Annotated in this window: 8 protein-coding genes and 1 riboswitch; of the genes, 4 read left to right on the forward strand and 4 right to left on the reverse strand. The window is 68.2% G+C overall.

Annotated features, from left to right (window positions below):
• Window positions 1-37: 37 nt before the first annotated feature.
• The 3 genes from coaD to ssb all read right to left on the reverse strand — a co-directional run bounded on the left by coaD (window position 38) and on the right by ssb (window position 4069).
• Entirely contained in the window at window positions 38-547 is a 510-nt protein-coding gene (coaD, locus tag HLH21_RS16015; protein ID WP_182944749.1) for a pantetheine-phosphate adenylyltransferase, read from the reverse strand.
• Window positions 540-3353: a DNA gyrase subunit A gene (gene gyrA / locus HLH21_RS16020; protein ID WP_182944750.1), complete on the reverse strand. Its 2814-nt coding sequence runs from the start codon at window positions 3351-3353 to the stop codon at window positions 540-542. Before gyrA ends, coaD begins: the two co-directional genes overlap by 8 nt.
• Before the next feature lie 170 nt (window positions 3354-3523).
• On the reverse strand, window positions 3524-4069 hold the full coding sequence (gene ssb / locus HLH21_RS16025; protein ID WP_182944751.1) for a single-stranded DNA-binding protein: 546 nt from the start codon (window positions 4067-4069) through the stop codon (window positions 3524-3526).
• Window positions 4070-4367: 298 nt separating this feature from the next.
• On the opposite strand from ssb, the gene uvrA reads away from it, so the two are divergent.
• The 3 genes from uvrA to speE all read left to right on the forward strand — a co-directional run bounded on the left by uvrA (window position 4368) and on the right by speE (window position 8905).
• Window positions 4368-7289: an excinuclease ABC subunit UvrA gene (gene uvrA, locus HLH21_RS16030; protein ID WP_182944752.1), complete on the forward strand. Its 2922-nt coding sequence runs from the start codon at window positions 4368-4370 to the stop codon at window positions 7287-7289.
• 187 nt (window positions 7290-7476) lie between these two features.
• Window positions 7477-7935, forward strand: a complete 459-nt coding sequence (gene speD / locus HLH21_RS16035; RefSeq protein WP_182944753.1) for an adenosylmethionine decarboxylase — start codon at window positions 7477-7479, stop codon at window positions 7933-7935.
• Window positions 7936-8032: 97 nt separating this feature from the next.
• Entirely contained in the window at window positions 8033-8905 is an 873-nt protein-coding gene (gene speE / locus HLH21_RS16040) for a polyamine aminopropyltransferase (protein WP_182944754.1), read from the forward strand.
• 42 nt (window positions 8906-8947) lie between these two features.
• Here the strand turns inward: speE and HLH21_RS16045 are convergent, their stop codons facing one another.
• A complete protein-coding gene (locus tag HLH21_RS16045) occupies window positions 8948-9259 on the reverse strand; it encodes a putative quinol monooxygenase (RefSeq protein WP_182944755.1) in 312 nt (103 codons plus the stop codon).
• A gap of 114 nt (window positions 9260-9373) precedes the next feature.
• A riboswitch (glycine riboswitch) is annotated at window positions 9374-9461 on the forward strand.
• A 178-nt stretch (window positions 9462-9639) separates the two neighbouring features.
• Here HLH21_RS16045 and gcvT point away from each other — a divergent pair.
• Window positions 9640-10560 (forward strand): glycine cleavage system aminomethyltransferase GcvT (gene gcvT, locus HLH21_RS16050; protein ID WP_182944756.1); only part of this gene is annotated, 921 nt, incomplete at its 3' end.

Genomic DNA, 10560 nt, shown 5'->3' on the forward strand with positions numbered 1-10560 from the left:
GCGTGTGGCGCGGCGTGCAATGCCGGACGCCATGCTGTTATCCCCCAAGCCGCGCCAGCACATGGCGGCGCGTGAAGGGGGGAACGAAGCCGGCGATGTCGCCGCCCATGCGGGCGACCTCCTTCACCAGCCGCGACGAGATGTACTGGCTCCGCTCGTTGGCCATCAGGAAGATGGTCTCGATATCCGGGGCCAGATGACGGTTCATGCCGAACATCTGCATCTCGTAGTCGAAATCGGCGACGACGCGCAAACCGCGCACGATCACCGTGGCGCCCTGGCCGCGCGCGGCGTCGATCAGCAGGTTGCCGAAGCCGACGACATCGATCGTGGTGCCCGTGCGCCGGGCCGGCTTGCGTACCTCGGTCGTCAGGCAGAGGATCCGCTCGTCCAGCGGTAGCAGGGGCTGCTTGCCGATATTCTCGGCGACCCCGATCACCAGCCGGTCGACCAGCCGCGCCGCACGCTCGATAATGTCCAGATGACCATTGGTCACCGGGTCGAACGTGCCGGGGTAGAAGCCCGTGCGCGGCGCGGCGTCAGGCATCGGGGGCGTCCGGCGCCGCGTCCGGGGTAGCCGCGTCGTCCTCGCCCCCGTCCTCACCGCCATCCTCGTCCGATCCGTCGTCCATGACCGGGAAGACGCTGGTCACGCGCTCGGTCGTGTCCAGGCGGAACAGCGTCACCCCGCTGGCCTGGCGCGACATGATGCGGATCTGGTCCACCGGAACGCGGATCAGGCGGCCGGCGTCGGTGACCAGCATCACGTCCGTGCCGTTGATGACGGGCAGCGTGGCGACGACCTCGCTGCCGCGCTTGCCGGAGGTGAAGGTCATGTTCGCGATGCCCTGGCCGCCGCGCCCGCTCACGCGATAATCGTAGGCGGACGACCGCCGGCCGAAGCCCGCGTCGCTGACGGTCAGCAGGACTTCCTCGGCCATCTCCAGTTCCGCGAACCGCTCGGCATCGATGGTCGCGTCGGGGGGCACCGCTTCCTCGTCCGAGGCCTCGGCGACGGTGTCCTCGGCATCCTCGCCGGCCTGGAGCGCAGCGTTTTCCGCCCGGCGCCGGGCGTTGGCCAGGCGCAGGTAGGATGCACGCTCCTCGACCGTGGCCTCGACATGGTTCAGGACGCACAGGCTGTTGACCTCGTCGCCCTCGGCCAGGCGGATGCCGCGCACGCCCGAACTGTCGCGCCCGGCAAAGACGCGCAGCGTGTCGTCCGTGATCTGGAAGCGGATGCAGCGGGCGTTGCGGGTGGCCAGGAACACGTCCTGCCCTTCGCGGCAGGTGGCGACGCCGATCAGGCGGTCATCCTCGTCCAGCTTCATGGCGATCAGGCCGGAGGAGCGGATATTGCGGAAATCGCTCAGCCGGTTGCGGCGCACGTTGCCGGTCGCGGTGGCGAAGACCAGATGCAGGTTTTCCCACAGGCTCTCGTCCTGCGGCAGGGGCAGGACGGCCGTGATCGAATCGCCGCCCAGGTCGGGCAGCAGATTAATCAGCGCCCGGCCCTTGGCCGTGGGGCTGGCTTCCGGCAGGCGCCAGACCTTCTCGCGATAGGCCTTGCCACCGGACGAGAAGAACAGCACCCATTGATGGGTGTGCGCGTTGAACGACCGCACGACGATGTCGTCCCCGCGCCGGCCGGCGGCGGTGCGGCCGCGTCCGCCGCGATTCTGGGCCCGGAAGACGTCCAGCGGCGTGCGCTTGATGAAGCCCTCGCGGGTGATGGTCACGACCATCTGTCCGGGTTCGATCAGGCTTTCGTCCGTCTGGTCGCCGGCATAATCCGCGATTTCGGTCATGCGCGGGCTGGCCAGTTCGGCGCGGATCGCGGTCAGTTCCTCGCGCATCACTTCCAGGCGGCGCGGACGGCTGGCGATGATGTCCAGCAGTTCGTTGATCCGGGTCGCGACCTCGGACAGTTCCTGCTGGATCTTCTCGCGCTCCAGCCCGGTCAGGCGCTGCAGGCGCAGTTCCAGGATGCCGCGCGCCTGGGCCTCGGTCAGGTGGACCTTGCCCCCTGTGACGACGTTGCCTTCGTCATGGATCAGCGCCAGCAGCGGTTCGACGTCGGCGGCGTCCCACGCGGTGGTCATCAGCGATTCGCGCGCCGTGGCAGCGTCCGGGGCGGCGCGGATCAGCGCGATGACCGCGTCGATATTGGCCACCGCGATCACCAGGCCGACCAGCAGGTGGCCCCGGTCGCGCGCCTTGTTCAGGTCGTGGCGCGCCCGGCGCAGGATGACTTCCTCGCGGAAGGCCAGGAAGGCCTCCAGGACGTCCTTCAGCCCCATCAGGCGCGGCTTGCCGTTATCCAGCGCCAGCGTGTTGACGCCGAACGAGGTCTGGAGCTGCGTGAAGCGGTACAGGTGGTTCAGCACCACTTCGGGCGTCGCGTCGCGCTTGATCTCGATGACGATACGCATGCCCGACCGGTCGCTTTCGTCGCGAATGTCGGAAATGCCCTCGATCTGCTTGGCGCGCACCAGTTCGGCGATGCGTTCCTGCAGGGTCGATTTGTTCACCTGGTAGGGGATTTCGGTGATGACGATGGCCTGGCGATCGCGGCGCAGGTCCTCGATCTCGGCGCGGGCGCGGATAAGGACGGACCCACGGCCGGTCTCGAACGCGCTGCGGATGCCCGCGCGGCCCAGGATGATGCCGCCGGTCGGGAAATCGGGCCCCGGCACGATCTGCATCAGCTCGTCCAGCGTCATGTCGGGCCGGGCGATCAGCGCCAGCGTCGCGTCGATGATTTCGCCGGGGTTGTGGGGCGGGATGTTGGTCGCCATGCCGACCGCGATGCCCGACGCCCCGTTGATGAGCAGGTTGGGGAAGGCGGCGGGCAGGATCTTGGGTTCCTGCTCGCTCTCGTCGTAGTTCGGCTGGAAATCGACGGTGTCGCGGTCGATGTCGTCCAGCAGGAACGACGCCGCCTTGGCCAGCCGGGCCTCGGTGTAGCGCATGGCGGCGGGGGAATCGCCGTCGACCGATCCGAAATTGCCCTGTCCGTCGATCAGCTTGACGCGCATCGACCAGAACTGCGCCATCCGGACCATGGCGTCGTAGATCGAGGAATCGCCGTGCGGATGGTATTTACCCATCACGTCACCCACCGCGCGGGCCGATTTGCGATAGGGCTTGTCGTGGGTGAACCCGCTTTCGCGCATGGAATAGAGGATGCGCCGATGCACCGGCTTCAGGCCGTCCCGCACGTCGGGCAGGGCGCGGCTGACGATGACCGACATCGCATAGGCGAGGTAGGAGGACCGCATTTCCTCCTCGATCGTCACCGGAATCATGTCGGAAGGGGCCGGCGGCTGCGGCGGGTCGGGTATTTCGGTCAAGGCATATCCGTCATGTCAAAGTCACCCTCGTGTTCCCCGTATCGGCGGACACGGCTGGCGGAAACTGGTGCGGGGCCGGTGCCGGCGCGCGACGCGACCCTAGCACGGTTTGCCGGCGGCGGAGAAACCGCGCGGCCCGCGCCGGCCGTCGCGGCGCCCCGCAAAACCGGTCAGAACGGAATTTCGTCGTCCATGTCGCTGCCGCCGCCATGCGGCGCGTCCCAGCCGCCGGACGAAGAACCACCGGAGGACGGACCGCCCGAGGGGGCGCCGCCCTGGCTGCCGCCGCGACCGCCGCCGATCTGGCGCGGGGCGGACGGGGCCGAATAGCCGCCGCCCATGTCGTCGCCAGCGTCACCGCCGCGGTTGCTGTCCAGCAGCACAAGGTCGCCACGGAAGCGGTCGACCACGACCTCGGTCGTATAGCGTTCCTGCCCGGACTGGTCGGTCCATTTGCGGGTCTGGAGCGAGCCTTCCAGATAGATCTTGCGTCCCTTCCGCAGGAACCGCTCGGCCACGTCGGCGATGCGCTCGTTGAAGATGACGACGCGATGCCACTCGGTCCGTTCCCGCCGCTCGCCGGACGCGCGGTCGTTCCACGTGTCGCTGGTCGCCAGCGTCAGCGAGACGATCTTGGCGCCGTTCTGGGTGTTCCGGACCTCGGGGTCCTTGCCCAGATTGCCTACGAGAATGACCTTGTTGACGCTACCCGCCATAGTGCTTCCTGCTGCTGTCCGGTATGGAGTCGCGTCCCGTCGGGTCGCGCCCCATGGAATAATGCCGTCCGCCCGGATCGGTATCTGGGGCGGACGAGGCTGAACGGACATCTTAACCCAATTGCATGGCCGAGGATACCTGTCCGTGTCGCGTCATCTGGCGTCCCCGGCGATGCGATCGGCCGGGCGATGCATTTTTCCGGGGCGACGGATCTTGGCGCGGGGCGCGGAACAGGTCAGAACAGAGTATGAACGGAACGCGCCGTGCGCGTCGGGAAAAAAGCGGAGAGCGGACATCATGGATACCCCATCCAGGCCTGCCCCTGGCCTGCCGGCGGCGCAGTCGATCCGGGTTCGCGGGGCGCGGGCGCACAACCTGAAGAACATCGACGTCGAGATCCCGCGCGATGCCCTGACGGTGGTGACCGGCCTGTCGGGATCGGGGAAATCGTCCCTGGCGTTCGATACGATCTATGCCGAGGGGCAGCGGCGCTATGTCGAAAGCCTGTCGGCCTATGCGCGGCAGTTCCTGGAGCTGATGGGCAAGCCCGACATGGATTCGATCGAGGGCCTGTCGCCGGCGATCTCGATCGAGCAGAAGACGACGTCGAAGAACCCGCGTTCCACCGTGGGCACGATCACCGAAATCCATGATTACATGCGCCTGCTGTGGGCGCGGGCCGGCGTGCCCTATTCGCCTGCGACCGGCCTGCCGATCGAGGCGCAGACCGTCAGCCAGATGGTGGACCGCGTCATGGCGCTGCCCGAGGGCACGCGGCTGATCCTGCTGGCCCCGGTGATCCGCGACCGCAAGGGCGAATGCCGCAAGGAACTGGCCGAACTGCAGCGCAAGGGCTTCACCCGCGTCAAGGTCGACGGCACCCTGCACGAAATCGCCGAGGTCCCGGACCTGAACCGCAAGCTGCGCCACACGGTCGAGGCCGTGGTGGACCGCGTGGTCGTCAAGCCCGGGCTGGAATCCCGCCTGGCCGACAGTTTCGAGACCGCCCTGGCCCTGTCCGACGGCCTGGTCTACGCCGAGGAGGTCGTGCGTGGCGAAGGCGCCGAGCCCCCGCCGCACATGGTCTTCTCGTCGCGCTTCGCCTGCCCGGTCAGTGGCTTCACGCTGGAGGAGATCGAACCGCGCCTGTTCTCGTTCAACGCCCCGCAGGGCGCGTGCCCGGCCTGCGACGGAATCGGGACCGAAACGTTCTTCGACCCGCATCTGATCGTCCCCGACGAATCGCTGTCGCTGGCCGGGGGCGCCGTCGCCCCGTGGCGCAGCAGCCAGAGCCCCTATTACCAGCAGACCCTGGAAAGCCTGGCCGCCCATTACGGGGCGCGGATGGACACTCCGTGGCGCGACCTGCCGCAGGGGGTGCGCGACGTGATCCTGGACGGCGGCAAGGACGACATCACCTTTCTCTATCGCGACGGCAAGCGGTCCTACGGGCTGACCAAGCCGTTCGAGGGGGTGGCGACCAACCTGCGCCGGCGCATGGCGGAAACCGACAGCGTCTGGGTGCGCGAGGAGCTGTCGCGCTACCAGTCCGACAAGCCGTGCCATGTCTGCCAAGGCGCGCGCCTGCGGCCTGAGGCGCTATCGGTGCGCGTCGCCGGGTCGGACATCGCCACGGCGTCGGACCTGCCCATTCGCCGGGCGCTGGAGTGGTTCGGCACGGTGGAGGCGACGCTGACGCCCCAGCGGGCGGAAATCGCCCGGCGCATCCTGCGTGAAATCCTCGACCGGCTGCGGTTCCTGGACGATGTGGGGCTGGATTACCTGACGCTGTCGCGCGGGTCGGCGACCCTGTCGGGCGGGGAAAGCCAGCGCATCCGGCTGGCCAGCCAGATCGGCTCGGGCCTGACGGGCGTGCTGTATGTGCTCGACGAGCCTTCGATCGGGCTGCATCAGCGCGATAATGAACGGCTGCTGGCGACGCTGGACCGGCTGAAACGGCTGGGGAACACGCTGATCGTCGTGGAACATGACGAGGACGCGATCCGCGCTGCCGACTGGCTGATCGACATGGGGCCGGGGGCAGGGGTCAATGGCGGGCATGTCGTGGCCAGCGGTACCCCGGCCGAGGTCGCGGCCAATCCGGCCAGCCTGACCGGCGATTACCTGTCGGGCCGGCGCAGGATCGCGGTGCCGGCGCAGCGCCGCCCCGTCGATCCAGAGCGCAGCCTGGTGCTGGAGGGGGCGGCCGGCAACAATCTGAAGGACGTGACGGCGCGTTTTCCGCTGGGCACCTTCACCTGCGTCACCGGCGTTTCGGGCGGGGGGAAATCGACGCTGGTGGTCGACACGCTGTACAAGGCGCTGTCGCGGCAACTGATGGGCTCCGGGCAGACTCCCGCGCCCTATCGCCGGATCGCGGGGCTGGACCTGCTGGACAAGATCATCGACATCGACCAGTCGCCGATCGGCCGCACGCCGCGCTCCAACCCCGCGACCTACACCGACCTGTTCGCGCCGATCCGCGACTGGTTCGCCGAACTGCCGGAGAGCAAGGCGCGGGGCTACAAGCCGGGGCGGTTCTCGTTCAACGTCAAGGGCGGGCGGTGCGAGGCCTGCCAGGGCGACGGCGTGCTGAAGATCGAGATGCACTTCCTGCCCGACGTGTTCGTGACCTGCGATACCTGCAAGGGCGCGCGCTATAACCGCGAGACGCTGGAGGTGAAGTTCCGCGGCAAATCCATCGCCGACGTGCTGGCCATGACGGTGGACGAGGCCCTGCCGTATTTCTCGGCCGTGCCGCGCATCCGCGACCGGCTGGCGATCCTGCAGCAGGTGGGGCTGGGCTATGTGGCGCTGGGCCAGCAGGCGACCACCCTGTCGGGCGGCGAGGCGCAGCGCGTCAAGCTGTCCAAGGAACTGGCCCGCCGCGCCACCGGCCGCACCCTGTATATTCTCGACGAGCCGACCACCGGCCTGCATACCGAAGACGTGCGTAAGCTGCTGGAGGTGCTGCATGCCCTGGTCGACCAGGGCAACACCGTCGTGGTGATCGAGCATAATCTCGAGGTCATCAAGACCGCCGACTGGGTGCTGGACATGGGGCCCGAGGGCGGTGACGGCGGCGGGCGCATCGTCGCCGAGGGCACGCCCGAGGACATCGCCGCCTGCCCGGACAGCCATACCGGGCGCTTCCTGCGTCCGTTGCTGGCGGACGCCGCCCCGGCGCCGAAAAAACGCGCGCGGCGGGCCCGCGCCTGACGCGTTCTCCGGCCCGTCGCGCCCCCGTGCGCGGCGGGTGAGGCGGTGTCATGGAAAATACATAAAAAATTCGGTCCCGAGCTGTTGAAAACACTTGCGCCAGCAAGGCTGTGGCCTTATCAGCGGCCCCCTTGGCCCAAGGGGGCGATCCCGCCCAACAGGCTGTCTACTGGTTTGGGGGTACGTGATGAACGCACTTGCTCAGCTGGGGATGGTCTCGGAACTCCCGAGCAATAACCAGATGTCCTCTTCTCCGTCCTCGTCCGAGGAACGGACGGATTATTTCGTCGAGAAAGACGGGATGAAGTTTGCGGGAACGCATCTTCTCGTCGATCTTTGGGAGGCCCGGAATCTGGATGATCCGGCGCAGATCGACCGCACCCTGTGCGAGGCGGCGGTAACGGCCGGCGCCACGATCCTGCACAGCCATTTCCATCACTTCTCGCCCAACGGCGGGGTGTCGGGCGTGGTGGTGCTGGCCGAGAGCCACATTTCGATCCACACGTGGCCCGAACGCGATTTCGCCGCCGTGGATATCTTCATGTGCGGCGCGTGCGATCCGCACCTTGCGATCCCGGTGATGCAGCGCCTGTTCCAGGCGGGCCGGGTCGTCGTCGACGAACAGCGTCGCGGCCGGGTGGGGTGACGGGCCGGGATGGCGTCCGACAGGGCGCCGTCCGCATGAACCGGGGGGCCGGATCCGTCCGGCCTCTTTTTTTATGTACGCGCAGGGAGAACAGGCAATGACCGAAGCGTGGATCGGCGAAACCCTCTATGACGGCTGGCAGCAGCGATTCCGGGTGCGGAAGGAACTGGCGCGCGCGAAAAGTGCCTTCCAGGATATCGTGGTTTTCGAAAGCGAGACGCACGGCCGCGTCCTCGTCCTCGACGGTGTGATCCAGATCACCGAGGGGGACGAGTTCGTCTATCAGGAAATGCTGACGCATGTGCCCCTGCTGGCGCATGGCGACGCGCGCAGCGTGCTGATTATCGGCGCGGGCGATGGCGGCGTGCTGCGCCGCGTGCTGCAGCATCGCGGCGTGACCCGCGCGGTGATGGTGGAAATCGATGGCGAGGTCATCGACCTGTCCAAGCGCTTCCTGCCCGGCATCGCGGGCGATGCCTGGACCGACCCCCGGGCCGAGGTGATCGTCGGCGATGGCATCGACTATGTCGCGCGCGCCGAAACGGCGTCGGTGGATGCGATCATCGTCGACAGCACGGACCCGATCGGCGTGGGCGAGGTGCTGTTCACCGATTCGTTCTACGAACATTGCGCGCGGATCCTGACGCCGAACGGCATCATCGTGAACCAGTGCGGCGTGCCCTTCATGCAGGCCGACGAACTGCGCGAGACCAGCCTGCGTCGCGCCCGTTTCTTCCCGCATGTCTCGGCCTATGTCGCGGCGGTGCCGACCTATGTCGGCGGGTTCATGACGCTGGGCGTCGCGGCAAAGGGGCAGAACCCGGCCGCCCATCCGGTCGAGACGATCCGCGCCCGCGCCGAGGCCGCCGGCATCCTGGGGACCACCGGCTACTGGACGCCGGAAATCCATGCCGGGGCGTTCAACCTGCCGCCCTACATCGCCCGCAACCTGCCCTCCGCCGGGGTATGATCGTAGCCGGGGCGCCGTTGGTGGCGCCCCGGCTCGTCCCGTTCAGCCCCGTGGGGCGTATCGCGCCAGCATCCGCACCGCAACGGTGGTGATGTTCAGGGCCGCCAGGCCGTCGGCGAAGGCCTTGTAGTGCGGCGTGGTCAGGTGCGTGTCGAAGGCCGCGCGATCGGTATAGACTTCGTGCAGGATGACCCGATTCGCCTCGCCGTCCGGCACCAGCACATCGAAACAATGGCATCCGGGTTCGTCGGCTACCGAATGCGCGCTGTCATGGGCGCAGATTTCCAGAAATCTGTCGTGGGTTTCCGGCGTCGTCTCGAATTCCGCGATGATGATCAGGGGGCGTGCGTCCATGGTCGGCGTCCTTCGCTGTTCCGGTGATCGGTGCGCGCAAATCTAGCGCCGGGCCGGCAGGCGATCCAGCGCCGGATCAATTGACTTGATCGCGAGACATGTGCCAAGCATCGGAACGCTGAAGCGGGAGAGACTGGCGAGAGCCGGCGCCGAAGGAGCAACCGCCCCGGAAACTCTCAGGCCAAAGGACCGCCCGGCATTGACTTCTGGAGAGAGGCGCCCCGTGCGTCCGCCGACGGGATAGCGATCTCAGGCACAGCGACAGAAGGGGCATTCGGATCCAATGCATGGATTCAGGAGGCCCTGTTCATGTCCCGCACTTCGTCTTTCCGGTTTTCCCCATCCCCCACAGCCCGGCCGCGCGCGGCGCGGAGGGACGCATGAACGCGCCCCTGCTGCACACGCCGCTGCACGACCTGCATCTGTCGCTGGGCGGGCGCATGGTGCCCTTCGCGGGGTACCAGATGCCCGTGCAGTATCGGGCCGGGGTGATGGCCGAGCACCAGCATACCCGCGCCGCCGCCGGCCTGTTCGACGTGTCCCATATGGGGCAGATCCGCCTGCGCGCCCGCTCGGGCCGGGTCGAGGACGCGGCCCTGGCGCTGGAACGCCTGGTGCCCGCCGACATGCTGTCGCTGAAGCCGGGGCGGCAGCGCTACGCGCTGCTGACCGATCCGCAGGGCGGCATCATCGACGACCTGATGGTCTCGCGCCTGGACGACTGGCTGCTGCTGGTCGTCAACGCCGCCTGCAAGGAAGGCGACCTGGCCCATATCGTGGCCGGCGTGCAGGATGCCTGCACAATCGAGGCGATGCCCGATCGCGCGCTGATCGCGGTGCAGGGCCCCGCCGCCGGCGCGGCGCTGGCCGGCCTGGCCCCGCGGGCAGCGGACATGCGCTTCATGGACGTGGCGGAATTCGACGTGGCCGGCGTGCCCTGCATCGCCTCGCGCTCGGGCTATACCGGCGAGGACGGGTTCGAACTGGGCATGCCCTCGGACGGCGCGGTCCGCGTGGCCGAGGCGCTGCTGGCGCAGCCGGGCGTCGCCCCGGCGGGCCTGGGCGCGCGCGACAGCCTGCGGCTGGAGGCCGGCCTGTGCCTCTATGGTTCGGACATCGACCGCACGACGTCGCCGGTCGAGGCCGCGCTGGACTGGTCGATCCAGAAAAGCCGCCGCACCGGCGGGGCGCGGGCGGGGGGCTTTCCGGGCGCGGAGACCGTGCTGGCGCAGTTGCGCGATGGCACGTCCCGCCGCCGGGTCGGCATCGCGGCCGGCGGCCGCGCGCCGGTGCGCGGCGGG

The organism is Gluconacetobacter johannae, from assembly GCF_014174305.1.
In the GTDB taxonomy this organism is placed as follows: domain Bacteria; phylum Pseudomonadota; class Alphaproteobacteria; order Acetobacterales; family Acetobacteraceae; genus Gluconacetobacter; species Gluconacetobacter johannae.